The sequence below is a fragment of the Terribacillus jepli genome (genome assembly GCF_047228925.1).
Lineage (GTDB): Bacteria > Bacillota > Bacilli > Bacillales > Amphibacillaceae > Terribacillus.
In genome coordinates this window covers 40389-66639 of record NZ_JBFEGH010000010.1, presented here as the reverse complement: position 1 = coordinate 66639, position 26251 = coordinate 40389, and the positions used below count along the sequence as shown (strand labels likewise).

The window sequence follows — 26251 nt, the reverse complement described above, 5'->3', positions numbered from 1 at the left end:
AGTATTGGCCGGCCTGTTTTTTTTCAGTCTATACATTGACTTTCCTGGAGAATCTTCCTTATCATTAGTTTCAGTTATATCTCTAATTTAAAGGATGAGACGATGTGAAAATGAAGTCTTTATACAAAACCATCTACGATGATCTAGTCAGCAAGATCATGAGTGGATTCTATAAAGAAGGGCAGAAGCTTCCGTCCGAGAAAGAATTGGACCTGCTCTATCAGGCTAGCAGGACACCAGTCAGGCAAGCCTTATCCAAGCTGGAAAGTGACGGTTTCATTTACCGATTGCAAGGTCGCGGATCGTTCGTATCCGAGAATCGACCGAAACAGCTCTGGACAAGAATGACAGGTTTCACCAACTATTACTTGAGCGAATGGGAAAAGATCACGTCGCGCACAATCAATATCGAAAGTGTATATGCACCAGCCATTGCTCCGCTATTGAAGGTGGATGAAAATGTAGAGCTGACAAAAATGACCCGTCTGCGTTACTACGAGGAAGATCCGATCATTTATTTGGAGCATTATGTCCACCCTCGGTTTCCGGTTGAGTCATTACAAACGAATGATAATTTCTTCTCCATTGCTGAAATACTCAATGATGAATTCCAAGTGAAAGTGGCCCGGGCTGACGAAGAAATCGAAGCTGTGATCGCCGATGACAGTCTCCAGGAAATACTTCAACTCGATCAGAAGTTCACACCTTTGATCAAAGTGACAAGGACCTCTTACACAGCAGCGGATGAACCGGTTGATGTAAACGTCTACTTTGTCAATTCGAAGAAATGGAAATTTGAAGTCAGTTTCCGCCAGAGCGAAAAAAACTTCGAATTTTTCTAATAATAGCGCACGCGATGTGCGCTTTTTTGCATATGCTTATTAAAATCATTGCACTAACTGTACAATATGTTATACTGCTACCAAAGATCTTTGTAAGCGCTATCAATTAGTTGAGCTTGCACTTTTGTGCTACTGCTGTAAAATTTGGTATTGCAAAATGCTAGATAAAGGAGAATGATATATGCGATCGAAGAAAACACTCATCCATGCTGCAGTAGATATCAACCAGACTGCAAACAAATTCAAATCGAGTATTGTTCTAGTGATGGATAATAAAGTGGTAGATGCCAAAAGTATGCTCGGACTATCCAATAGTGTGCTGACGTCCGATTTCTTCCGCTTGGAGATATATGGCGAAGACGCCGAGGAAGCAAAGAAGGCGATGCGGGATGTATTCCTCAGCAACGGCCTCCCTGTGGAAATAAGCAATAAATAAAAAGACGGCTCCGTTGTCCGGAGCCGTCTTTCCTTTAAAGTCGGGATGGCTTTGGAATGATTGTGTTCCGCAGCTGTCCGACTCCTTCGATTTCGATTTCGACTACGTCCCCCTCAGTCAGGAACTGCGGCGGGTCCATGGCAAATCCGACTCCATTTGGCGTGCCGGTCATGATTACATCCCCTGGTTCCAAGGTCATGATACCAGAGATGAATGAAACCAAGTAAGGAACGGAAAATATCAGATGCTTCGTATTGGAATCCTGCCGTTTTTCCCCATTCACAAACGTGCGTATCGATAGATTCGATATATCTTCTATTTCCTCCACAGTGACAAGATGCGGACCCATCGGCGCACTGCGATCCAATGTCTTTCCTTGAAGGAATTGCGGCGTTCGACGCTGCAAGTCACGTGCCGATACATCATTGGCAATGGTATATCCTGCTATATAGTCCATCGCTTCGTCTTCTGTTACTTCTTGCGCCCTCCTCCCGATCACCACTGCCAATTCACCTTCGTAATCCAGTTTTTCGGTTAGCTTCGAATGATACACACCTTGTTCATGCGCGCAAACCGCGTTGGAGAACTTTCCGAAAAGAACTGGGTAATTCGGCAATTCCCGGCCCATTTCTTCAATATGATCTTTATAGTTCAAACCGACGCAAACAATTTTTCCGGGCTTTGGAACCGGCGGCCCGAGGGTGATTTCTTCTGCCCTGTACTGAACTTCCTCCAGTCCTTCTGCAAGTGCAAATGACTCTGCTCGGAAAGCGCGCTTCATCGCATGCGGCCCCATGCTGTAAAAAGCATTCGGATCAGCCGGAAGCAGACTCTCCACCGTCATCGCCAAATCCATTTCCCCCTCTGACAGGAGAAACTGACGGTACGCTTCCTGTAAATCGATGATACGTCCTTCCACCCTGCTGCCGATCCGATACGGATTAAGGTCTCTGCCAACTTTATAAGCTACTAGCTTCATCCAAGCACTCTCCTTCTTTTGCGAATACTCAAAATTGACTCTCTCTTTCTATGATATAGTAAGGAAGTCAGACAGCATAGAAGAAAGGGAGTCATAACAATGAAAAACGTCTATTTGAATCATGATGGCGGCGTCGATGATCTAATTTCACTTTATCTTTTACTAAAAATGGAGAATGTGCGCCTTATCGGCTGCTCCGTCATTCCAGCAGACTGCTATTTGGAGCCCGCTCTATCAGCGAGCCGGAAAATCAGCGACCGCTTCGGCAATAGCGAGACACTTGAGATTGCAGCATCCACTTCCCGGGGCAAGAACCCGTTTCCGAAAGACTGGCGCATGCATGCATTCTTTGTTGATGCATTACCAATATTGAATGAACATCTGCCAGTGCGTACAAAGGTTGCTGAAAAACCTGCCCATCTGGATATAATCGATAAATTGAAAGCACAAGAAGAAAAAACAACCCTTATCTTCATCGGGCCGCTTACTGATTTGGCCCGTGCTCTGGAAATGGACCCCAGCATCGTACAGCATATCGAGAAGCTTGTATGGATGGGTGGCACCTTGCTGCCAACAGGCAATGTCGAAGAGCCCGAACATGATGGGACTGCTGAGTGGAATGCTTTCTGGGATCCAGAAGCGATGGACATTGTTTGGAAAAGTGACATACTAATTGATATGGTAGCGCTGGAAAGTACCAATCAAGTGCCTTTGACTGTGGATATTCGGGAAGAATGGGCCCGTAATCGCAAGCATGAAGGGGTGGATTTTGTCGGCCAAAGCTATGCTGCCGTACCGCCGCTAGTCCACTTTGAGACGAATTCCACCTATTATTTATGGGATGTACTTACGACAGCTTCTGTCGGGAACAGCTCATTAGTGAAGAAAAAGCCTGTCCAAATAAGTGTCGAGGCTGACGGTCCATCGCAGGGACGTACATATGAAGATGAGAGCGGCAAGGAAATTCAATTGGTGTATGATGTCGATCATGATGCTTTCTTCTCTTATATCCTCTCTTTGATGAAAGCATGATGGGCTTTGTTTCATTTAATTGGTATCGCATATATACAATAAATTTGTTATACTATTCCGTGGCCGTTATCCACTTGTGGATAACCTAATATGTACGAAACGGAAAGAAGGCAGATTAGAGATATGTATATGGATTACCATCATCACACGAATAACTCAATCGATTCCAAAGCTGTGATGCAAGATGTGTGTGAACAAGCAATCAGCAAAGGAATCAAAGAAATCTGTTTCACTGAGCATTATTCCGTGAATCCGGATGCACCTACCTACGGTCATATGGATTTCGCTAAATATCAGCAGGATATCAAGGATTCCCGTGAATCCTATGGGGACCAATTAACCATCAAGATGGGGATCGAATTATGTGAGCCGCATTTGATGATGGATGTATATGAGAAAGAGCTCAGCTCTATTCCATTTGATTTCATCATGGGTTCTGTTCATAATATCGGCAACCAAAAACTAAGACTGCATTTGCGTGCGAATCGGGATACCTTCTATGATGATTACTTTGCCGAAATGTACAAGCTCGTTTCGGATGCAGATATCGATGTACTCGCACATATCGATTTGATGAAGCGGTATGCTGTCCAAGAAGGACATGAAGTTTATGTATTCGAGCAGTATAAGGACCAGATTGCCGCTGTTTTGGAAAAAGCGATACAGCGCAGTATCGGCATCGAAATCAATACATCCGGTCTTCGGAGCTCCCTAGGGGAAGCTCTTCCGACACCGCAAATCGTATCGCTTTACCATGATTTAGGCGGACAGATCCTGACACTTGGCTCGGATTCTCATAAGGCAGAAACAGTCGGTGCAGGCATAAAAGAGGCTGCTCAAATTGCAAAGCAATGCGGTTTCACCCATATATATCAGTTTGATAAACGCGAACCTAAAGCTGTTTCCCTAAGCTAATATCTTCTTTTCATTGCGCAGTTTTTGTTTGATAAATGCTTTGAATTGCTCATCCTGGCTTTCCGGCACCAATGCTGGTTTGTCAGGATGTTGCATATACGAATTTTCTTCACTCCATAGCTCTCTCTTCAAAACCCGCAGCCTGACATAATAAAACATCAGTTTGAGATCAAGCCACATCTCCTCTTTGAAGAATTCAAATACTTCTGCTTGGCTTGCTGTCGTCTCCTCTTTCTTCTGTGCAATTGCATATTGTGCCTGTACGACTTTGTTTAAATGCTGTTCCATCAATTCCTGTTCCGCCTTCGTGAATGTTCCTTTGCTGATCGTATCATCCATCAGTTTTTCCGCTTCGGCTGTATGCTTCAATATTGTCTGCTGCTTTTCCCGAATCGTATCCAGAAGCTCAAAGAATCTGGCAAATGCTTGCTGAATGATGTCGGTCGCCAGATGCATGACATTCTTCTCCACAGCCTCCAGCAACTGACGAAAGGAATGATAGCGCTGATCTGTCAATTTGACTCCATTGTCAGAAGTCAGCCTCCGTATCATCTGGACACTGGTCATATAACTATAATAACGAACAGCCAGTTCTTCCACTTCATGCTGTGCAGGTACCCTGCCATCCTCTGCAACAAGCAAACGCTCGTTACTTGGCATAAAAGTGAAGTAATAATGGACCGGTATCTGGTTGTCCTTGCAGACCGCAGGACAAACGTCAACACGTTCATCTTCCTGTTGGCGGCTGCGATCGGACGCATCAACCACCGGCTTTGGTAATGTTTCTTTTTGTATCATGCTATTCCCTCCGTTCTTTCCTGCTTATACCTAGTATTTCACCATTTTCCCCAACTCAATCCTACCTTATTTCCCTATTCTTTTGTAGGCAGTTTCATTCCATAATAAAAAATAACAGCCCTTAGAGGACTGTTAGTCTGTTTCGGCAGTTCGCGGCAGTATCAAAACTTCCACTCGACGGTTCTTTTCCCTGCCTTCTGGTGTATCATTTGATGCAATCGGCTTGTACTCCCCATACCCTTTGGCGCTGAACCAGCGTGGATCCAGCTTATCATTCTCCAATACCAACTTCATGAAGTTGACCGAACGCATCACGCTTAGTTCCCAATTGGAATTATACGACGATGTGCTGATCGGTACATTATCGGTATGGCCGCTGATAATTACTTCCCGAGGCGGATCCATGACAAGCAAGTCGGAGATTTCTTTTGCAATCTCCTCATCCTTGACACTGACCTCACTGCTTCCCGAGTTAAACAGGACATTATCGTTGATCGTCAGCAACAAGCCCTCGTCCGTCAAATCGGTTGAGAATTTATCACTGAGGTCCTTATCCTTGATATATGTCTCGATTTTCTCCTGGATTTTTTTCAGCTCTTCCTGCTCCGCTGCTTCCAAATCAGCTTCGTTATCCTTCTCTTTTTCTTCAGCAGCTGTCTCTTCTTTCTTTTCTTCCTCATTATTTTGATCGATTATGGCAGAGTCCGATTCACTTCCCGGCGTCATGCTCGTATTGGAATCCAACAGCCCTTCACCGCCATGAACGATATTGCTGAAAGTATCAGAAATCTTATTGAACTTCTGCGCATCAATCGAGCTGCTGGCAAAAAGGACAATGAAAAGCGCCAGCAGCAGGGTCAGAAGATCGGCATACGGAAGCAGCCAGGATTCATCCACATGTTCTTCATGTTTTTTGCGCTTGCGCTTCCGGCTCATACTGCCACATCCTCTTCAGCTTCGGCAAATTCAGCTTTTTCCTTACTCGGCAAGTAAGCTAACATCTTCTGTTCCAGCATGCGCGGCGTCTCTCCTTCCAATATGGAAAGAATACCTTCCACCATCAGCAGCTTATGCTGGACTTCCTGCTGTGTCTTCCGTTTCAGTTTGTTGGCGATCGGGTGACAGATGACATACCCCGTGAAAATCCCCATCAGCGTTGCGACGAAGGCAGCAGCAATGGCATGACTCAGCTTATCGATATCCGAAATGTCGCCAAGTGCTGCAATAAGCCCGATAACGGCTCCCAAAACCCCTAATGAAGGTGCATAAGTGCCGGCCTGCGTGAAGATGGCTGCACCAACTGCATGCCGTTCCTCCAATGCATCGACTTCTTCATTCAGCACATTGCGGATATATTCTGGTGATTCCCCATCAACGGCCATGCTCAATCCGTTACGCAAAAAGTCATCTTCTACATCACGAGCGCTATTCTCCAATGCCAGCAGCCCTTCTTTCCGGCTGATTTGCGACCATTCCGAGAACATGCGGACAAGCTCTTTTGTATCGAATTCCTGCTTGTTTTTGAATACTACACCAAGCAGTTTCGGGAATCGTTTCAATTCATTTCCCGGGAATGCTAATGTGACCGATGCTGCTGTACCTACGATGATGATCATTATGGCAGCAGGGTTGATAAGTGCTGCTGGACTTACGCCTTTCAATACCATACCGACTCCGACGGCAACCAAGCCCAATATGACACCAATGATTGATGATTTATCCATATTTCCATTCTCCTAAAAATTTTTGATTACCCTTAATATCGGATACATTCATAAAATCTGTATCTTTTTTCATGAATTTTACGTTTCTTTTAAAAGCTAAGAGGAAATCAGTAACAAAAGTGTCATATTTACATTCGCCGCATACTGCAACAATTTCTTTTAAGGATACTTGAGTGAATGGACACAGTTGGCAGGAAGACAAGTGACAAAGGTGGTGTTTGTTTCTGTTGTGAAATCGCATACATGGGACGTAAGATAGAAGCAAGCACTACATTATTCATTTATTTTGCACACATATAAAAGGGGGAAAAAGCATGGCACAGGAAAAAGCCAGTGTCCGCGCTCGAGTTCAAAAGTTTGGTTCGTACCTGAGCAGCATGGTGATGCCGAACATCGGCGCATTTATCGCATGGGGTCTTATTACAGCGTTATTTATACCAGATGGGTATTTCCCGAATGAAACGATTGCAGCAATCGTCAGTCCATCGATCACTTATCTATTACCGCTGCTGATTGGTTTCACTGGAGGTCGTCTCGTCCACGATATCCGAGGAGGGGTCGTAGGGGCAATCGTCACCATGGGGGCGATCGTCGGTTCCCCGGATACACCGATGTTCCTTGGAGCGATGGCGATGGGTCCGCTTGGCGGATATGCCATCAAGCTGTTTGATCAGCATATCGGATCCAAAGTCCGTTCTGGTTTTGAAATGCTTGTCAACAACTTCTCTGCCGGTATCATCGGCGGCGCATTAGCAATTGGCGCTATCTACTTTGTAGGTCCGCTGCTTGAAGGATTGACGAATGTATTAGCAGCTGGCGTTGATTGGCTTGTAGGACTTGGTCTTCTGCCGCTTGTCAACGTTTTGATAGAACCAGCGAAAGTATTGTTCCTAAACAATGCAATCAACCATAGTATTTTCACACCGCTTGGACTGGAGCAATCGGCTGAAGTCGGTAAATCCATTCTGTTCCTATTGGAAGCTAACCCGGGTCCCGGATTAGGTATCCTGCTTGCCTTTATGCTCTTTGGCAAAGGCAGTGCAAGAGCATCTGCACCAGGAGCAGCAATCATCCATTTCTTCGGTGGAATCCATGAGATATACTTCCCGTATATCCTGATGAAACCATTTTTGATTGTTGCTGCAATTGGCGGCGGTGTAGCCGGAACACTTATATTCTCCCTGATGGATGTCGGTCTTCGTGCCGCGGCATCACCAGGCAGTATCATCGCAATCTTCTTGATGGGCAACCCAAGTGATTATCTCGGCTTGTCGCTTGGTATTTTAGGCGCAGCTGCAGTATCATTCGCTATCTCTGCAGTCATCATGAAGAGCAGTAAAGCTTCCGAAACGGATATCGAAGAAGCAACTGCAAAGTCTAAGGAAATGAAGGGTACAAAACCTGCAGCTGCAGTCGGGATCAACCAAACCGGCGGTGCTATGGATGAAGCTGCTGAAACACTGGATACAGCGGCACTGCATGAAGATCAGAGCAGCGGAACATTCGATTACAGCAATGTAAATAAGATCACGTTCGCCTGTGATGCTGGGATGGGCTCGAGTGCGATGGGTGCTTCCCTTCTCCGCAAGAAGTTGAAAGATGCCAGCTTGACTGATATAACAGTCGATAACGCAGCCATCTCCAATATCCAGGATGATGCTGACATTGTCATCACCCAGAAAAATCTAACAGACCGTGCACGCAATAAGCGTCCGGATGCTGAGCATATCTCAGTGGAAAACTTCTTGAACAGTCCGAAATATGCAGAGCTGATCGAGAACCTCAAAAAGCATCAAGCATAAGTAAGGAGTGATTGATTTGGAAATGGTTAGCAGCAGAGAAAGAAGAATAATCCTGCAATTGCTGCGTTCCAGACACCAATTCATCTCCATCCGAGAGCTGGCAGAGCATTTGAATGTCAGCTCTCGAACTATTCACCGGGAATTGAAGCAAGTGGAACGGACACTCGCTGAGAATAAGCTATCATTGCTTCGTGTCACCGGATCAGGTATCCGGATCGAAGGAGACAATGCTCAGATGGAAGCGTTGCAAGAGCAGCTGCGCGATGCGGTCGAAGTGGATACGACACAAGAAGAGCGGCTGCTCCATTTGCTTTACTTGCTCGTTGAAGCTGCCGAACCGGTTAAGGTTGCCTATTTGGCAAATGAAGTACAATTATCGAAAACAGCTATATCTGTTTACTTGGATGCATTGGAAGCAAGACTAGCTGATTATTCGCTATCCATCGTAAGGCGCCGCGGTGTTGGAGTTGAGCTGGAAGGCGAAGAGAATGAAAAGAGGAAAGTACTCGTCCAGCTCATGATGGAGCAGCTGGATCAAGCTTCCATCTATTCTTTCACGAAGGATTATGAAGAACAGACGTTGCATCAGTTCCTTCAAAACATCATCAAAGTACAGAGCATGACAACAGTGGAGAAATATGTAATGGATCATTTGACCAAACTGCCGTATTCCATTGCGGATAACGCATATGTTGCGCTTATCACGTATATCAGTATTACGATTCAAAGAATACGGCAGGATAAATTGGTAACCTTATCACATCCTTTACTTGAATCTTTACAAAAAACGGAAGAATATACGATTGCCGCAGCGCTAAGCAGGGAATTGGAAACTACCTTCTCCATTACATTTCCGGCTTCGGAGATCGGCTATATCGCAGTACAGATTCAAGGAGCCAAGCGGAATGAAACGACACATCGTTCCGACCCGCTATTCGAGCTGCAAGTGCAAGCCTTCATCCAGACGGTCGCAGCCGATATCCAGCTGCCTCAGCTGGACAAGGACGAAACGTTCACCGATGGACTGCTCGCCCACATCGAACCTGCGATCAGCCGCGCAAGGGAAGGTATCCAAACATACAATCCGCTTACGGAGAAAATTGAACAAGATTATCAGGAAATCGTGACAGCTGTCCGCCAAGCCCTCGAAACAGTGTTCCCCACTTATCGATTCGGACAGGGCGAAGTGGCTTTTCTGGCTTTGCACTTCGCTTCAGCAAGGGAAAGGCAAAAAAGCAGACAGCGATTGCACGCCTTAGTCGTATGCGCAAGTGGAATCGGCACTTCCAAAATGCTGGCCAGCAGACTGCAAAATGAATTTCCCGAAATCACACAAGTGACACTGTCATCTTTCCTTGAATTAAGGGATTTGGAATTGGAAAGGTTTGATTTGCTGATCTCGACGATCAGCCTCGACCAATTCCATCGGGAATACTTACTTGTCAATCCGCTTTTGCCCGGTCCCGATGTCAAACGAGTGGATGCATTTATCCAGCAAGAGCTGCCGGTCATTTATAAAAAAAGAAAACAAGCAGCACCGTCTGAAACGGTTCCATCAGCACTTCCGACCGTTTCGGCTTTTGATTCAAAATTAGAGGAACTGAAGACATTGACAGCTGTGATACGAATAGTCTGGGATAATTTTAAGGTTGATGAAAACTATCAGCAAAAGATGGATCTATTCTCACATATCGATCAACAAGCTGCCGATCTTGGCATCATCGGAAATCAAGGAATACTCGCTTCCCTGCTTGAACAAAGGGATGAACTCGGCGGAATGGGAATTCCTGAAACGAGGATGGCCCTGTACCACAGTCGCAGCAGCAACATCGAACAGCCGGCATTTTGGATGATGGCGCTCTCCTCTCCTGTCATAATAAAGGGGATGGATAATAAAGCGATGGAGGCTGACCGCCTTTTCATCCTTGCTGCACCGGACAATTTGCCTTTAAGCTGTTACGAGCTATTCAGCAAAATCAGTATTTTCATTTTGGAAGAACATATCCAGCCTCTGATCCGTGCTGCGGATCAGGAGGCACTCAGCAAGGAATTGGCGCAGCTGCTTACTGCCCACATCCAGCAATTCACAGATCATTTAGGAGGGTAATCATGGAAGTATTACAAGAAGCAAATATTCTATTGAACACAACCTTGGAAAATCAGGAGGATGCCATCCGGAAAGCCGGGCAGATCCTTGTGGATAATGGCTACGTCAACACAACATATGTGGACAAAATGATTGAACGTGAAGCATTGACTTCAACTTATATGGGTAACTTTGTAGCAATTCCACATGGTACTGAAGATGCCAAAGGCGAGGTTCTTGCTTCCGGTATCTCCATCATCCAGGCGCCCCAAGGCGTTACATTCGATGGCAATGAAGTGAAGCTTGTTTTCGGCATTGCCGGCAAAAACAATGAACACTTGGACATCCTTTCACAAATTGCCATCGTTTGCTCAGAGGAGGAAAACATCGATAAGCTTGTCAATGCAACAAGCAAACAAGAGATCATGGACATGTTCTCTGAGGTGGATGCGTAATGAAAAGCGTACACATTGGTGCCGGCAATATCGGCAGAGGATTTATAGGAGCACTTCTCTCTCATGCTGAGGTCCAAGTGACTTTCGCGGATGTGAATAGCGATATCATCTCTGCACTAAAAGAAAAGCAGCAGTATGAGGTGGTTTATGCACAAGAAGAAACACATTCCGAGACCATTACAGGTGTCACCGGCCTCAACAGTGCAACAGAAGAAGAAGCTGTCATCAAGGCGATCGCACAGGCGGATTTGGTAACCACCGCAGTTGGTCCATCCGTTCTGCCGCATGTAGCACCAGTCATCGCCAAAGGACTCGTCAAGCGTGCCAAACAGCCCAAGCCGATCCACGTGATCGCATGCGAAAACATGATCCGCGGCTCGAGTCAATTGCGTGAGTTTGTCATGGCACATATTGATGGGCAGGATATCGAGCTAGTAGAAAGCTATACAGCATTCTGCGATGCAGCCGTTGACAGAATCGTGCCGATCCAGGAGCAGCAGGATTTGCTGACTGTTCAAGTGGAGCCATACTTTGAATGGGTTGTGGAGAAAAGGAACTGGCAAGGTGACCTTCCTGCTATAGAAGCTATCACCTTTGTCGATGACTTGGAACCATATATCGAAAGAAAGCTCCTTACAGTCAACACAGGTCACGCAGCCATTGCCTATGCAGGCTATGCCAAAGGCTACGCAACCATCATCGAAGCAATAAAGGACGAAGAAATCCTAAAGCTTGCGAAGCAGGCTCTGGAAGAGACCAGTTCCCTGCTGCAGGAAAAATGGGGCTTTGAGGAAGATGATTTGGCCCACTACATTGCGAAAATCCTGCAGCGTTATCAAAATCCATACATTTCCGATATGGTGACACGCGTAGGCCGCGGACCGATCCGCAAGCTTGGACCGAAAGACAGATTGGTTTATCCAGCTCAAGCATTGCTGGAACAAGGCAAATCGGCTGATGCGCTACTTACGACAATCGCTTATGCATTGGAGTTCAATCCAGAAGGCGATGATGAAGCAAAAGAATTGCAAGAACGCATCAAAGCTGAAGGAGCAGCTTCTGCTTTATCCCATATCAGCGGGCAGTCCAAAGATAGCGAGCTTGTGACGAAAGCAATTGAAAAGTATGAACGACGAAAGGTACAGTGAAACCTTATGTAAGGAAGTGGTTCTGCCGCAGCAGAGCCACTTTTTTTCATGTTGATTCATTCATCTTATGCCAGCATGCAATAGCCATCCTTCCCCACACTTCCTGCCAAATGCAAAGGGGCAGATAATGGATAATTTACGGACCTCAGGCCTTCGATATGGAAAACTACTTTCACTTTAACTACGAGTTACGCTAGGCGTTTAATGATTCTTTGCATACTAACAACTGTGAGGAAGGTGCCCAGCTGCTGCTTTTGCAGCATATTTACTGCCTTTTGTTTAATCTCTGCCGGATAACCCACTCTTGTCCCCATAGAAAAAACACCTCCAAGTCTTATTTCGGATAACAACGATCCGTTTTCAACCTTGAAGGTGTTTTTATTTGTCTCAGCTTATGGGATCAGTCCCGTGCTTGTCTGCTTTTTTATTCGTTATTGTTTTTACTCTGGATCTAAATGGCGGGGTAAGAATTGGGTAAATTCATCATTCATGTCTGGAGACACGCCACATTCCCGCAGACAGTTGATGCGTAAAATTCTCCGTCATTAGCTGCACTGTCTTTTCATCTTGTTTTCAGCAGACGCTTTTGCATCCAGATCGCTGCCTGCATACCGTCCCCCATTGCAATGCTGACCTGCTCGGAATGCACCGTAATATCTCCAGCAGCCCAGACACCTTCTATATTCGTTTCCTTCGTTCGGGGATTATTTTCGATATGCTTGTTTTTGTGAAGCTCCACACCCAATGATTCTGCCAGCTGGCTGTTCACTCGATTCTTACCGAAAGCGACAAAGGCTTTCTCCGCCCACAGTTTTTCTCCATCATTTATCATGAAGCCTTCCAATTGCTGCTCTTCATTGAGCACGACTTCTTGAATCGGCTGTTCATAATACTCAATCGAGTGCTTTTTCAATTTCTCGAATATTTCCTCAGAAACTGGCTCCTGTTCATGATTGATATAGACGATATCGTTGGACCAGTAAGAAAGCATGACAGCCAAATTCGCCCCAGCTTCCCCTGATCCAGCTACTACAGTCCGCTTCCCGCTGATTTCGTATCCATCACAATCCGGACAAACATAAACGTCTGTGCCAAGCAGCGGGTACAGCTCTTTGATTGGTATCCGGTCCGTTATCCCGGTGGCAAATAGCAGTAGTTTCGCATCATGGGTATGGCCATCTGCTGTTTTGACTGTAAAACCTTCCTTCCACTTCTCCACTTCCACCGCTTCCTGCTGTTCGACCTTGATGCAGCCGTACGATTCAATTTGCTTACGTCCCAACTCCAGCAGATGATTGCCTGAAACCCCATCGGGCCAGCCTATTAAATTATGGTAACTTTTACACCAATGGGATCTGCCATCGTTTCGTTTATCCAGTACGAGGACTTCTCGCTGGTAACGGCCAAACTGGATAGCAGCCTGGACCCCGGCAATCCCGCCGCCGATAATGATAACATCAAACATCTACACGTCCTCCTAACGCTTTCAATAATCATAATAACGTCTCCGCACCATCCGCATAGAGGACACTTCCTGACATATGTCCGGAAGCGTCAGATGCCAGGAAGCAGACAATGGATGCCACATCTTCCGGCTTTCCTGGTCTCCCTTTCAATGGATGCTGTCCCTTAGGGAATATTTTCGGGATGGTGATTTCCGCCAAATGTTCTTCATCCTTCTTCGTTCGTTTGTCGATATTGGTCTCTATTCCTCCTGGACAGATGACATTCACCCGGATGCGATAGTTGGATAGCTCCAAGGCGGCCATCTTACCAAAAGCCGTCTGTGCCGCTTTAGATGCACTGTAGGCACTCATACCGAAACCAGAGAATGTCCGGTTTCCATTTATCGAGCTGGTGATGATGATACTGCCTCCCCGCTCTTTCATATGCGGTATGGCGAGCTTGACCGTCAGGAAAGTGCCTTTCGCATTCGTCCCAAGTGTCTTATCCCAATCTTCTTCGGGCAAGTGTTCAATGGGAGAAAGAGTGCCATTGATGCCTGCATTAGCAAAGACGACATCCAACCGTCCAAACGCATCAAGCATTTGTCTGTATCCCTGTTTGAGCTGGCTGCCATCAGAAACATCGACTGCAGCGGTTATTGCGGTTCCACCCGCTTCCTTAATTTCAACAGCGGTTTGCTCAACAGCGCTAGTATCCATATCGAATAATCCTAACCTGACACCGTTGTCAGCGAGCATTCTTGCAGCAGCCTTTCCGATACCAGATCCCGCCCCTGTTACGACCGCAACTTTTCCGTCCAATGATGCATCCATCCCGTCATCCACTCCTTTATCTATCTACATAGTTATTTCCTTACTGTTATCTAAGTAAAACCACGTTACAATAAAAAAGAGTATCCTCGCAGGATACTCTTTTACTGTTTATTGTCGTTTTCCAAAGCCAAACGAATATGAGCTAAATGATGCTTGCCGTGCCAAGCGTAGATGCCGATGTTCTCCTTCAAATTCACTTCCCCAGAGTCCGGGTGCCGGAATGTTCGTTCAAGCTGTTCAGCGCTAAGTGAACGAAGCAAAACGACCCATTTCCGATGGATGGCTGCAAGTAAATCCAAAGCTGATTGAGGAGGCATTTCATAATCCCAAAGCTCGGCCCATTTTGATTCTTCATAAGGTTTAATGGTTGGATTTTCTTCCGTCAGCGCCAATTTGAAGCGGATGTAAGAATTAAGGTGACTATCGGCTATGTGATGTATTAGCTGCTTGATAGTCCAACCACCTTCCCGATATGTATACAGGAGCTCAGATTCCGACAGCCCTTTTACGAGCAGGGTCAACTGCTCAGGCAGCTGGCTGATCTCTTCTATCCATTGTTTTGTATGTACTTCCGATATAGGTACTTCCACATGAAACTGACCGATAGGATATCTTCTGTCCATCAAACCTCTCCTTCCATCATCTCTCATTTTATCATAAAAAGACTGCACCCACTGGGTACAGTCTTTAAATCAGGAAACTTGTGAGGCGGCGTTTGCTTCGGTGATTCGACCTTCTGTTTCTTTATCGAAGAAATGCACTGTATCCATATCGAATAACAGCTTGCGCTTATCCTTGCCTTTGATATCGGAACGGGCATCCACTCGGGCTACGAACTCCTGTCCGGCCATATCTGCGTAGAGAAAGCTTTCGGCACCCATCAATTCGACAACATCGATTGTTGCTTCTACTTCATGAGCATACGCCAGGCTTTCTTCGTAATCGGCATCATGGATATGTTCCGGTCTGATTCCCATCACGACTTCCCCACTGCCATACCCCGCATCTTGCAGCATCTTCTTTTTCGCTGGCGGAAGCTGGAATGTGACATCTCCCAGTTTCGCTTTGCCATCTTGGATGGTCACGTTGAGGAAGTTCATGGATGGTGAGCCGATGAAGCCGCCAACGAACATATTATTCGGATTATCGTAAACATCCTTCGGCGCACCCACCTGCTGGATGATACCGTCTTTCATGACAACAAGCCGGCTCGCCATCGTCATTGCTTCGGTCTGGTCATGCGTTACGTAAATAGTAGTCGTCTGCAAGCGCTGGTGGAGCTTCTGGATTTCTGCCCGCATTTGCACCCGCAGCTTTGCATCCAAGTTGGAAAGCGGCTCATCCATCAAGAATACTTTCGCATCCCGGACAATCGCCCGCCCCAGTGCTACACGCTGGCGCTGACCGCCGGATAGTGCTTTTGGCTTCCGATTTAGATAATCTGTCAGTCCAAGGATCCGGCTGGCTTCCTGAACACGTTTGTCAATTTCATCTTTCTTGAATTTACGGAGCTTCAAACCAAATGCCATATTATTGTATACGTTCATATGTGGGTAAAGCGCATAGTTCTGGAATACCATGGCGATATCCCGATCCTTTGGCGGGACGTCATTCATTCGTTCTCCGTCCATATAGAAGTCACCGCCTGAGATTTCTTCCAAACCAGCAATCATACGTAAAGTAGTCGATTTTCCGCAGCCGGAGGGACCAACGAAAACGATGAATTCTTTGTCATCTATTTCTAAGTTGAAGTCTTCAACTGCCGTAACGTTCTTATCGTAGACCTTTTGGATATTTTTCAACTCTATCTTTGCCATGTAAGCGCCTCCTTTTTGTATATCTTTACTTTACCTCTTTTCGACTTTTGATTCCATTTGTCACTTGCACAAAATGTAAGCGCTTTTATTGTGCGATATGCCAAAGAAGCGCGATTTAGCCGCGCTTCATATCCCCATCTTTTAAGAGCAATACATCATCCAAAAAGACCGTCGGGGTTTTCACCACGCAATCTATATGGACGCCGGCTGCGACAACACCGCCGAATGTGTTGTTGCTTCCAAAAGCGATGTGGATCGTCCCATATACTTTTTCGTCCTCCAAAACATTACCGGTGATTCGTGCTTTGTCATTCGTACCAACACCGAATTCGGCAACATTGCGGCCATGACCGTCTCCCAGCATCCGCAGCAGCATGTCCCCTTGCCGGCCGGTAGCTGCTGTCAAACGCCCTTCCTCGATTGTGAGGAGAATCGGTTCCTCCAGCTTGCCAAGACCTGAAATCGAGCCATCGATCCAAATACGTCCAGAGGCTGTACCTTCCAATGGTGCAATGAACGCTTCGCCCGAAGGCAGATTACCGGATTGCCCTTTTTTCCGGTAAATCCCTGTGCTAGGGACACCGCTGCGGCCTTTGATGGAAAACACCAATTCTTCACTGTCTTTTTCAACACGCACTTGATGCGCCCGGCTTAATTTCTCGGTAACTTCATATGTCATACTTTCAACTGTATCGTAGTCCGCACTGATTGCGCCTTCCAAAAACATATCATATGTAATCCCTGGCATCGTTGCAACACGGACCCCAGCTGCGACGGCATCCTTTTTCGCCTGTGTATGTGTCAGGGAATGCTCCGTGATACAAACAGCCACATCACAATGCTTCATCGCTTCAGCAATACCGCTTGGCGGTTCCTGACCGGATTTCTCCCTGTCCTGCATGACAAGCAGCAATGTTTCCGCCCCGATTGATCTGCCAGCTGCATAAAGAGCTTCTGCCAGCTCCTTTTTGCTGTCATCCGTAACAATAAGCAGTGTTTCTTCTCTTCTCAGCGCCAGGCTGCTGATCAAGGCATTCTTGCTATTTTCCACGAGTTTACTTCCCATTGTGCATCCCTCCTGTTTCCTCCTATTATACACAAAGAAACCGCCTGCTTAAGCAAACGGTTCCTGATTCAGATAAACAATAGCAAGCTGACTGCCATCACGATCATGCCGCTGATCAATCCATAAATCGACGTATGGCCTTCATCATATTTCTTGGCAGCTGGCAGTAATCCATCCAGTGAGATAAAGACCATGATCCCTGCCACGGCAGCAAAAATGACCCCGAACATTATATCATTCAGAAACGGCATCAAAACAAGGTAAGCAAGAATGGCACCTACGGGTTCCGACAGTCCAGATAAGAAAGAAAGACCAAAAGCCTTCTTTTTATTGTTTGTCGCAAAGTAGACAGGTACGGCGACAGCAATCCCCTCTGGTATATTATGGATTGCGATGGCGATGGCAATGGCTACCCCAAGTGATGGATCCTGCAAGGCAGAAGTGAAGGTAGCGATCCCTTCGGGGAAATTATGAATCGCAATTGCCAAAGCAGTGAAGGTACCCATTTTGAGCAAAGCCTGATTCTGAACCGGACTATCCATCTCCTCGACTTTTTTGCCTTCGTGCGGATTGGATTGCTTCGGTATCACTTTGTCAATCAGTGCGATGAGAATCATGCCGCCAAAGAATCCCCCTACCGTGGCCCAGTTGCCCGCCTGGATACCGATCGCGCCAGTCAGGGCATCTTTCGCCTTGACGAAGATTTCGACCATCGAGACATATATCATCACTCCGGCAGAGAATCCAAGACTGAGTGATAGGAATTTTGTATTCGTTGTGGAAGTGAAAAATCCCATCAGACTGCCTATACCTGTTGCAAGGCCCGCCATCAAGGTCAAACCCAAGGCTAGTAATACATTTTCGTCCATCGTTGCCCTCCTCGTTTTGCTGACAATCTGTTATCCTTTCATTATGCACTATAACAATAAAGTTTCCTAGTAGAAACTTTTAAGTATGCGTGTTCCTTGCCCTTCCATACTATATGGTTGTAACTTGCCCAAGTTTACAAGAAAAAAAGCTGGCAATTGGATTGCCAGCCCTGACTATTCCAAGCTTTCGACGAACTCCATATTGACCAATTTTTCGTACTGATAATCTCCCTTATACACACCGGTTTTCGTTACCACATCCATTGTTTTATCCGTTGCTTCCTCTGTAATATAGCCATCCTTGCTCCAAAGCTCATCCGCATATGCCCGATCAAGAGAGGCCTGGAGACTTGCTTCATCGGTTGTCGGGAATTCCTTCTTTAATACCCCCATCGCCAATTCTTCATCCTCATCCACTGCTTTCAAAGCTTTTGTAATAGCATTTACGAATTTCTGGACCGTTTCTGGATCTTCATCAATGGTGGATTGCTTCACACTGATGACGCTATATGGATAATCTCCCAGACTAGGAAAGCCGTAGAACGGTTCATTCCAGACCCCTTTTTCAATTCCATCGTATATTTGCGGTTCGGCTCCATTGGCAATATCCGCCTGACCATTCTCCACCAACGATACAACAGCACTTGCATCGGCAGGCTCCTCAAGCAGGACATCCTTGCCTGGCTCCATGCCTAGTTCCATGATCAAGTAACGTGTCAGTAAATTCGGACTGCCGCCATAGCGCCCTGCTGCAATTGTCTTTCCTTCCAAATATGCTGCCAATTCTTCCTCTGATGCTCCCGCTGGTGGCGTGTCTCCGCCAGCCATCAAGTAGACATTGGCCCGATTGACGACGTTGACCACAGAGACGATTGGATCATTCGAGTCGATATTGGCTAGTGCATTCGAATCCGGACCGGCGATATTCCCCCAGGCATCCCCGCTTACGACAGTCGTTACATGCGCTCCGCCAGTTGCGGTAACCACTTCCACGTCCAAACCTTCTTCTTCAAAATATCCTTCATGGATTGCTGCATATAGCGGCAGGTAGCCGGTCAAATGCACCGGTTCGGCAATGGTTATTTTCTTCAGTTCCTTCTCTTCACCTCCACCACCCGTGCATCCTGCCAGGATACCAAGCAGGACAGCCAAAAAGAACACACCAAAAAAACGCGCTTTTTTCATGGGACACCTCCTATTGTTTTGGCTCTTGACCGCGAAGCAATAATTTCTCCAGGCTGACCGTCGCTGCGTACATGAGCAAAGACAATATCGACAATACGACGACACCGACCCAAACAAGATCGATATCCAGAATCTGTCCAGCATATAGGATCATTCTGCCGATTCCTTGACGGGAACTGATGAATTCCCCAACGATCGTCCCGGCAAGCGCCAATGCGATATTGATCCGCAGGCTGCTTACGATCCATGGCATCGTTGTCGGAACGACCACTTTCGTGAACACATGTCTGCGTTTGGCTCCCAAGGAATACAGCAGCTTTTCCAGATCTTTGTCTATCGCTTTAATTCCGCTATGTGCTGCAAGCGCGGTGACAATGACGGTCATCAGGAATGCCAGCATTACCTTGGAAAAGAACCCGATGCCGAACAAAATGACAATGACCGGTCCAAGCGCCAGCTTCGGAATCGCATTGAAAGCGATCAAGTATGGCTCGGATATTCGCGAATAATAAGCCGACCACCAAAAAGACAGACCGATCAATGAACCAATCAATGTCCCTGACGCAAAGCCGGCCAATGTAGCAAGCGATGTATAGACTAAATCATTCCAAAGCGTACCTTCCAAAAAAGCAATCTTGGCAGTCTCATAGATTGTACTTGGGCTGCTCCAATAATATGGATCCATCACTTCGTATCGTGTCAGGACCTCCCACAACACAATCACCAGAACTCCGAGACCAATCTGTCCTCCAAATACTATCCGTTTCATTCGCTGCTGGCGTTTTTTCTCGTCCTCGATGTAACGTTTTTTTTCAGGTTGTGCCATTCTCTCTCGGTTCCTCTCTAAGCAAATCCAGCAATGTTTGCTTTAATGATCTAAAATCATCCGACAGCAGCGTTTCCTCTGTACGGGGCCGTTCCAGTTCCACATGGATTTTTGCCTTCAATTTCCCCGGTCGCTGAGACAGGACGTAAATATCATCAGACAAGAAGATGGCTTCATCTATGTCATGGGTGATGAAGAGAATTGTTTTTTGAAAGTCCTCCCAAATACGAAGCAGCCATTCCTGCATCTGGAGTCTGGTTTGTGCATCCAGTGCCCCGAATGGTTCATCCAGTAAAATGACGTCCTGATCATACAGCAGTGTCCTTAACAAAGCTGCCCGCTGACGCATACCGCCTGATAACTCCGGGGGATAATTATTTTCAAATCCTTGCAATCCATACCTTTCCAGTAATGGCTGCGCCCTTTTTCTCGCCTCCCTCTTCGATATACCTTTGATCTCCAGACCGAGAATCACATTATCCAAGATCGTCCGCCACGGCAGCAGCAGATCCTTTTGAAGCATATAGCCGACATAACCACTCTTGCCGACAATATTCTGCCCATCCAAAAGAATCCTTCCAGTGGTAGGTTTGATTAGCCCGGCAATCATATTGAAGAGTGTCGACTTGCCGCAGCCACTGGGGCCAATAATACTGACAAAGCGTCCAGCAGGTATTTGCATTGTTGTCTCTTGCAATGCAATGACTTCCTGTCCGTCGCGTCTGAATATCTTGCTAGCATCTACGACTTTTAATTTATACATGGCGCCACTCCTGTCATTTCTATAGACCCATCATACGCAGGAGCGTGCTAAATGATTACAAATTCATGGCATGTCCAGCACAATTTTCCTTATTTCTGCAAAAAGTACAAAAAAATAGCCTGCACAGTCGGATATGCCACGCAACATATCACCTGTACAAGCTGTAAGACAAGCCGAACAATGCATTCTGCTTGCAAATGAGAGGGATTAACCGAGAACATGACGAATGTTAACTATAGGTTACAGTTCGTTAGTTACCCGAAAATCTTATCTTTACTTTAGCATAGGGAATATAGGATGACAGCAAACTTGTAAGATTATATGACGCCCTTTTTATAAGAAAACAGCCAGTGCATGAATGCACTGGCTGTACCTGTCATAATACTTTACTTAAGAAAGCTTTTGTCCGTTCTTCCTTCGGATTGCTGAAAATATCCTCCGGATTTGCTTCCTCCACGATATAACCGCCATCCATGAACAAGACCCTATCACCCACTTCGCGAGCGAAGCCCATTTCGTGCGTGACAACGATCATGGTCATCCCTTCCCTGGCAAGCTGCTTCATGACTTCCAGCACTTCTCCGACCATTTCTGGATCCAATGCAGACGTCGGTTCATCGAACAGCATCACCTTCGGCTCCATGCACAAGGCACGGGCAATGGCAACCCGCTGCTTTTGCCCGCCGGAAAGAGACTCAGGATAAACGCCCGCTTTGTCTTCCAGGCCAACCTTACGCAGCAGCGCTAATGCCTTTTCTTCCGCATCCTTCTTTTTCCACTTGCGGACAACCATCGGGGAAAGCATGATATTCTCCAATACTGTTTTATGAGGGAACAGGTTGAACTGCTGGAATACCATACCGACATCTGTCCGTACTTTATTGATATTCACTTTTTTATTTGAGATATCTGTTCCTTCTATATAAACATGACCATCCGTGATATCCTCGATCCGATTGAGGCAGCGTATGAAAGTGGACTTGCCGGAACCGGAAGGACCGATGACAACGACTACTTCCTTTTCTTTGATTTCGACGTTAATGTCCCGCAGTACCTCGAGATCGCCGAAGGTTTTTTTTAGGTTTTTTACGCTGATCATCTGTCGCATACTTCCTTTCTAAAAAGCTCTGTACATATGATAATACTAAACAAACGACAAAATACAAAACGGCTACAGCTAAATATGGCTCCCAAACCCGGGAATACGCCCCAACTGCCACTCTGCCCCAGTAAAACAGTTCCGGCGCTGCAATGACTGCTCCAAGCGAAGAATCTTTCACCAAGACAATGAATTCATTGCCAAGCGGCGGAATCATGCGTTTGAATGCTTGCGGAAGGACGACATGCCGCAGCACTTGCGCGTGATTCATACCGAGACTATAAGCGGCCTCACGCTGTCCCTTATCGATCGAGTTGATACCGGCACGGAAAATCTCTGCAATATAAGCAGCAGAATTCAATGCCAATGCAACAATCAAGGATATTAGCGGCTCTGGCGGCTTAATGAAAATAGGCATCACCGCAAAATGAATCAAGAAAATCTGTACGAGCAGCGGGGTACCCCTGAATATATTCACATACCAAATGAATGGCAGCCGGAGTATCGGATTGGACAGACTTTTTCCCATCCCAATCACCAAACCGATCAAAGCACCAATGAGGAATCCAATCAAGGACGCCAGAATCGTATAACCAAGACCTCTCATGAAGAAAGGCAAATATTCACCAATAATTTCCCATCTAAAATCCATTTTTTTCACCTCAGTATAGCTTATAAAGCAAACGTAAATATAGCGTAACGGTTATTTTCGTTACGCTATATGTTTCTCCTTATGGTTGTGCGCTCTCAAGAGCTTCGATATCTGGAGTGCCTTCAAACCATTCTTGATAGATTTCTTCATACGTTCCGTTCTCCATGATCGTTTGGATAGCTTCATCTATCTTTTCTTTATGCTCGCTGTCTTTCGGAAGCAGCATACCGTAATATTCCTGCTCAAAATTATCTTCATCTTCAACCAAAGTTAGATCGGCATCAGGATTGTTCTTGACATAATGCTGCGCTACTGCGATATCTGTCACAACAGCTTCTACATCACCATTCTGCAGTGCCATCATTGTCGCAGCGGATGAATCGTATTTAGAAAGATCACTGCTGTTTTCCCCAACAAGCTTCTGGGCAGCTTCATCACCTGTCGTACCATTCTGTACACCGATCTTCATTCCTTTGATATCTTCAGCGGATTGAATGTCAGTGCCTTCCGGTACAGCGATAACCTGTGTTGCTTCGAAATATGGCATAGAGAAATCATACGTTTTTTTTCTTTCATCCGTTATTGTTATACCAGCCATACCTGCTTGCAGCGTTTCATCCTCTACTCCAACAAGCATTGGATCCCAGCCAGTGTTTTTATATTCATAATCCAGCCCTGCTTCTTTCATGATTGCATCCAGCAAATCTGCATCAAATCCGACGATTTTATCTCCTTCCATCGATTCAAAAGGAGCGAACGTTGCTTCAGTTCCGATAGTAAGCTTCTCCTCGCCAGAACCGCTTGATTCTTCGTTCGATATACATGCACTTAAAAATAAAACACTGATAAGTCCAGCTGCTGCCATGAGCTTCTTTACTGATTTCATCATCGATCTCCCTTTTCTATCTATATTGTAAACTTGCAATAAAATCTATAAATATTCATTCCGGTGCATTTATTTTACATAACATCCTATGTCTTGTAAATACAAAAATAGAACTAATCGTTACTTTAAGACTATTCTTTCATTTCAAATAGTCGGTAAATTGTGATTTTGTGTTACAGTACACGTATACCATAGGAAAGAGGGGAGACATATGACAGCAACCAGCGAAACTTTCGCAAAGGAATTCGGACAGCTAGTTGAGCTTCAGCAAGTCCGGGATGCACTTTATTTTCTCAAACAGGATAATGAGCAGACGACAAAAGACCAGATAGAAGTGACAGAAGTGGAGGCTCCTCCATTCAAAGAAACGAACCGCGCTATCTTTTTCAAAGAAAAAATGGCCGCATTCGGCTTGGAAAACTTGAAGACGGATACAGAAGGAAATGTATATGGTATACGAAAAGGCAGCGGCAGCGGACCTACGGTTGTCATTGCAGCCCATTTGGATACCGTCTTTCCTGAAGGAACGAATGTGAAAGCAAAAATCGAAGATGGTATTGTCTATGCTCCTGGAATCGGAGATGACGGCCGCGGTTTAGCTGTACTGCTCACATTGCTGCGAACGTTGGAAGAGAACAAGATTGAAACAGAAGGCGACATCATCTTCCTCGCGGATGTTGGCGAAGAAGGTTTAGGAGATTTACGCGGGATGAAGGCATTTTTCCATGAGAATACATATGTGGATGGCTTTATCTCTGTGGAGCCGGGTGCTCCAGGTGACTTGATTTATTGCGGCGTCGGAAGCAAGCGCTACAATGTAACCTTTAAAGGAAAAGGCGGTCATAGCTTTGGCGACTTCGGCACCTCAAGTGCCATCCATGCAGCTGGGAGGGCTATCGCTGCATTGGCGGATATGACTGTTCCTGAGGATCCGAAGACGACATACAACGTTGGCACGATCCATGGCGGCACATCCATCAATACCATTGCCCAGGATGCCGGTTTCCAGCTTGATTTACGCTCTGTATCCGGTGAAGCTCTGGCTGAATTGGAGGAAAATGCATTGGCACTTATCAAAGAGGCGGCACAGACAGAGGGAGATGCACGAAAGCAGCCAGGCAGCATATCTGTAACATGTGAACTCGTCGGGGACAGACCTGCAGGCAGCCAGCCAAAAGATGCGCCGATTCGTCAGATCGCCCTCCAGGCTGCTGAAGTTCTTGGCATCGAGGTCGAGCGGGAAGAACCTCTTAGTACCGATGCAAATGTGCCAATCAGCCTTGGCATCCCTGCCCTGACACTTGGTGGCGGCGGCAATAGCGGCGGACACCATACGCTAGAGGAATTCTTCGATCCGACTGATGCTTTTTACGGACCGCAGCGAATCCTGCTTTCCTTGCTCGGAATGGTTGGCATCAAAGATACTGCTGCTCCATTGCTGCCTGTCCGGGAACAAAAATGAGCAAAAGCCGCTTGCGGCTCTTGCTCATTTTTTAATTATGCGGAGGATATTCATATTGGATATCATCCCATTTGCGTGAGTATTTGACACTTAAGTCTACCCCTTCGAAATACCACGCATCCGAGCGCTCGACAAAGTACGTGATTCCCTGTACTTCTTCACTCGCAATTGGGTCATTCGGCTGTTCTGCGGAAATCCCGAGTGAGAATCCTTCCTTAATGCCTCCAAACCCGCCATAGCGGACATAGAAACGCACCGCACTGCCTGGCTCAAGATCCATTTCTTGAACAAACCAGTTCGATGCAGGCTTTGTAATGGAGATTTGCATAATTTCACCCCTTCTATACAACTATAACAAATAGTAGCCAAGTGCACCTCATTCGACAAAATTCACGCGAAAACGTTGATAATTATTAATAAAAAGTTTACAATCTCTAGAGTAGTTTACAAAAAAATATCATTATATGTTCCCAGGAACAACCTTATTCACACACCATTCGGAGGTTTTGTAATGTTCAAGAAGAAACAAGACAAATTCTCTTTGCTTTTGGCCGATATAGCAAAGAATATTGATGAGACTGCTGAGTTTTTCGTAACGTATAAAGTTAAAGATGCAGCGACTTTATCCGAGTTCTCCAATAAATTGAAGGAATTCGAGACAAAAGGTGATCAGCTTGTACATACGATCATCAAGGAATTGAACCATGCCTTCATTACACCTATCGAACGCGAAGACATCCTTCAGCTGACGAACAGCCTGGATGATGTACTCGATGGAATAGAAGAATTCTCTGGAATGATGGACACATACGGCATCTATTCTTCCGATAGCTTCATCGATCAATTTACCGAAGAAATCCGCTCTTGTGCAAAGGAAATCATGCGTACAATCGATCTGCTATCTCACAATAAACTTAAGGAAATCCAGGAACATGCAATCAAAATCAAGGAGCACGAGCAAAACTGTGACACGATTTTCCGTAAATCCTTGAAACAGCTCTTCCAGAACGAAAAGGATCCTATCAAGGTCATTCAGTACAAAGAACTGTACTATATCCTGGAAGAAATCGCCGACAGCTGTCAATCTGTAGCAAATAATCTTGAAACAATCATCATGAAGAATGCGTGAG

28 protein-coding genes are annotated in these 26251 nt (G+C 45.9%); 10 read left to right on the top strand and 18 right to left on the bottom strand.

Features of this window, described 5'->3' with window-relative positions:
• The first annotated feature begins 110 nt into the window (after positions 1 to 110).
• Positions 111 to 842 (top strand): GntR family transcriptional regulator, encoded by a 732-nt coding sequence (locus tag AB1K91_RS12265; protein WP_413090227.1) that lies wholly within the window; start codon positions 111 to 113, stop codon positions 840 to 842.
• A gap of 181 nt (positions 843 to 1023) precedes the next feature.
• A complete protein-coding gene (locus AB1K91_RS12260) occupies positions 1024 to 1278 on the top strand; it encodes an HPr family phosphocarrier protein (protein ID WP_413090122.1) in 255 nt (84 codons plus the stop codon).
• A 34-nt stretch (positions 1279 to 1312) separates the two neighbouring features.
• Here the strand turns inward: AB1K91_RS12260 and AB1K91_RS12255 are convergent, their stop codons facing one another.
• On the bottom strand, positions 1313 to 2257 hold the full coding sequence (locus AB1K91_RS12255) for a fumarylacetoacetate hydrolase family protein (protein ID WP_413090121.1): 945 nt from the start codon (positions 2255 to 2257) through the stop codon (positions 1313 to 1315).
• 99 nt (positions 2258 to 2356) lie between these two features.
• Here AB1K91_RS12255 and AB1K91_RS12250 point away from each other — a divergent pair, with 99 nt between their 5' ends.
• Together AB1K91_RS12250 and AB1K91_RS12245 are read left to right on the top strand one after the other, a co-directional pair.
• Entirely contained in the window at positions 2357 to 3289 is a 933-nt protein-coding gene (locus tag AB1K91_RS12250; protein ID WP_413090120.1) for a nucleoside hydrolase, read from the top strand.
• A gap of 90 nt (positions 3290 to 3379) precedes the next feature.
• The gene (locus AB1K91_RS12245; protein WP_413090119.1) at positions 3380 to 4204 is read left to right on the top strand and encodes a histidinol-phosphatase HisJ family protein; all 825 of its coding nucleotides are present in this window, start codon (positions 3380 to 3382) and stop codon (positions 4202 to 4204) included.
• Here the strand turns inward: AB1K91_RS12245 and AB1K91_RS12240 are convergent.
• From AB1K91_RS12240 to motA, 3 genes are all read right to left on the bottom strand, one after another.
• Positions 4196 to 5002, bottom strand: coding sequence for a hypothetical protein (locus AB1K91_RS12240; RefSeq protein ID WP_413090118.1), 807 nt, complete (start codon positions 5000 to 5002; stop codon positions 4196 to 4198). The two genes, AB1K91_RS12245 and AB1K91_RS12240, sit on opposite strands and share 9 nt — an antisense overlap.
• Before the next feature lie 132 nt (positions 5003 to 5134).
• A complete protein-coding gene (motB, locus tag AB1K91_RS12235) occupies positions 5135 to 5938 on the bottom strand; it encodes a flagellar motor protein MotB (RefSeq protein WP_413090117.1) in 804 nt (267 codons plus the stop codon).
• Positions 5935 to 6726, bottom strand: a complete 792-nt coding sequence (motA, locus tag AB1K91_RS12230; protein WP_413090116.1) for a flagellar motor stator protein MotA — start codon at positions 6724 to 6726, stop codon at positions 5935 to 5937. Before motA ends, motB begins: the two co-directional genes overlap by 4 nt.
• Positions 6727 to 7040: 314 nt before the next feature.
• Here motA and AB1K91_RS12225 point away from each other — a divergent pair, with 314 nt between their 5' ends.
• Genes AB1K91_RS12225 through AB1K91_RS12210 form a run of 4 tightly spaced genes read left to right on the top strand, consistent with a single transcriptional unit; the run spans position 7041 to position 12217 of the window.
• Positions 7041 to 8528: a PTS mannitol transporter subunit IIBC gene (locus tag AB1K91_RS12225; protein WP_413090115.1), complete on the top strand. Its 1488-nt coding sequence runs from the start codon at positions 7041 to 7043 to the stop codon at positions 8526 to 8528.
• Between the two features lie 22 nt (positions 8529 to 8550).
• Complete coding sequence (locus AB1K91_RS12220) at positions 8551 to 10635, top strand: BglG family transcription antiterminator (RefSeq protein ID WP_413090225.1); 2085 nt, start codon at positions 8551 to 8553, stop codon at positions 10633 to 10635.
• Between the two features lie 2 nt (positions 10636 to 10637).
• Positions 10638 to 11069: a PTS mannitol transporter subunit IIA gene (locus AB1K91_RS12215; RefSeq protein WP_413090114.1), complete on the top strand. Its 432-nt coding sequence runs from the start codon at positions 10638 to 10640 to the stop codon at positions 11067 to 11069.
• Entirely contained in the window at positions 11069 to 12217 is a 1149-nt protein-coding gene (locus AB1K91_RS12210; RefSeq protein ID WP_413090113.1) for a mannitol-1-phosphate 5-dehydrogenase, read from the top strand. Before AB1K91_RS12215 ends, AB1K91_RS12210 begins: the two co-directional genes overlap by 1 nt.
• Positions 12218 to 12405: 188 nt before the next feature.
• Here AB1K91_RS12210 and AB1K91_RS12205 read toward each other — a convergent pair whose 3' ends face one another.
• From AB1K91_RS12205 to AB1K91_RS12145, 13 genes are all read right to left on the bottom strand, one after another.
• Positions 12406 to 12531 (bottom strand): hypothetical protein, encoded by a 126-nt coding sequence (locus AB1K91_RS12205; protein ID WP_413090112.1) that lies wholly within the window; start codon positions 12529 to 12531, stop codon positions 12406 to 12408.
• 248 nt (positions 12532 to 12779) lie between these two features.
• A complete protein-coding gene (locus AB1K91_RS12200) occupies positions 12780 to 13682 on the bottom strand; it encodes an NAD(P)/FAD-dependent oxidoreductase (RefSeq protein ID WP_413090111.1) in 903 nt (300 codons plus the stop codon).
• Between the two features lie 28 nt (positions 13683 to 13710).
• Positions 13711 to 14496 (bottom strand): SDR family oxidoreductase, encoded by a 786-nt coding sequence (locus AB1K91_RS12195; protein WP_413090110.1) that lies wholly within the window; start codon positions 14494 to 14496, stop codon positions 13711 to 13713.
• A 101-nt stretch (positions 14497 to 14597) separates the two neighbouring features.
• Positions 14598 to 15122: a YfiT family bacillithiol transferase gene (locus AB1K91_RS12190; RefSeq protein WP_413090109.1), complete on the bottom strand. Its 525-nt coding sequence runs from the start codon at positions 15120 to 15122 to the stop codon at positions 14598 to 14600.
• A 66-nt stretch (positions 15123 to 15188) separates the two neighbouring features.
• Positions 15189 to 16313, bottom strand: coding sequence for an ABC transporter ATP-binding protein (locus tag AB1K91_RS12185; RefSeq protein WP_413090108.1), 1125 nt, complete (start codon positions 16311 to 16313; stop codon positions 15189 to 15191).
• A gap of 115 nt (positions 16314 to 16428) precedes the next feature.
• Positions 16429 to 17379 (bottom strand): aminopeptidase, encoded by a 951-nt coding sequence (locus AB1K91_RS12180; protein ID WP_413090107.1) that lies wholly within the window; start codon positions 17377 to 17379, stop codon positions 16429 to 16431.
• A 68-nt stretch (positions 17380 to 17447) separates the two neighbouring features.
• Complete coding sequence (gene zupT / locus AB1K91_RS12175; protein WP_093724815.1) at positions 17448 to 18248, bottom strand: zinc transporter ZupT; 801 nt, start codon at positions 18246 to 18248, stop codon at positions 17448 to 17450.
• A 174-nt stretch (positions 18249 to 18422) separates the two neighbouring features.
• The gene (locus AB1K91_RS12170; protein ID WP_413090106.1) at positions 18423 to 19433 is read right to left on the bottom strand and encodes an ABC transporter substrate-binding protein; all 1011 of its coding nucleotides are present in this window, start codon (positions 19431 to 19433) and stop codon (positions 18423 to 18425) included.
• Between the two features lie 10 nt (positions 19434 to 19443).
• A complete protein-coding gene (locus tag AB1K91_RS12165; protein WP_413090105.1) occupies positions 19444 to 20259 on the bottom strand; it encodes an ABC transporter permease in 816 nt (271 codons plus the stop codon).
• The gene (locus AB1K91_RS12160) at positions 20246 to 21022 is read right to left on the bottom strand and encodes an ABC transporter ATP-binding protein (RefSeq protein ID WP_413090104.1); all 777 of its coding nucleotides are present in this window, start codon (positions 21020 to 21022) and stop codon (positions 20246 to 20248) included. Before AB1K91_RS12160 ends, AB1K91_RS12165 begins: the two co-directional genes overlap by 14 nt.
• Positions 21023 to 21398: 376 nt before the next feature.
• Entirely contained in the window at positions 21399 to 22121 is a 723-nt protein-coding gene (locus tag AB1K91_RS12155) for an amino acid ABC transporter ATP-binding protein (protein ID WP_413090103.1), read from the bottom strand.
• Entirely contained in the window at positions 22060 to 22773 is a 714-nt protein-coding gene (locus AB1K91_RS12150) for an amino acid ABC transporter permease (protein ID WP_413090102.1), read from the bottom strand. The genes AB1K91_RS12155 and AB1K91_RS12150 overlap by 62 nt, the downstream gene beginning before the upstream one ends.
• A gap of 79 nt (positions 22774 to 22852) precedes the next feature.
• The gene (locus AB1K91_RS12145) at positions 22853 to 23662 is read right to left on the bottom strand and encodes a basic amino acid ABC transporter substrate-binding protein (RefSeq protein WP_413090101.1); all 810 of its coding nucleotides are present in this window, start codon (positions 23660 to 23662) and stop codon (positions 22853 to 22855) included.
• Between the two features lie 208 nt (positions 23663 to 23870).
• Between AB1K91_RS12145 and AB1K91_RS12140 the strand changes: the two genes are divergently transcribed.
• Positions 23871 to 25121 (top strand): M20/M25/M40 family metallo-hydrolase, encoded by a 1251-nt coding sequence (locus tag AB1K91_RS12140; protein WP_413090100.1) that lies wholly within the window; start codon positions 23871 to 23873, stop codon positions 25119 to 25121.
• Between the two features lie 31 nt (positions 25122 to 25152).
• Here the strand turns inward: AB1K91_RS12140 and AB1K91_RS12135 are convergent, their stop codons facing one another.
• The gene (locus AB1K91_RS12135; RefSeq protein WP_413090099.1) at positions 25153 to 25449 is read right to left on the bottom strand and encodes a HesB/YadR/YfhF family protein; all 297 of its coding nucleotides are present in this window, start codon (positions 25447 to 25449) and stop codon (positions 25153 to 25155) included.
• Between the two features lie 183 nt (positions 25450 to 25632).
• Here AB1K91_RS12135 and AB1K91_RS12130 point away from each other — a divergent pair, with 183 nt between their 5' ends.
• A complete protein-coding gene (locus tag AB1K91_RS12130) occupies positions 25633 to 26250 on the top strand; it encodes a DUF47 domain-containing protein (RefSeq protein ID WP_413090098.1) in 618 nt (205 codons plus the stop codon).
• Position 26251: the final 1 nt, after the last annotated feature.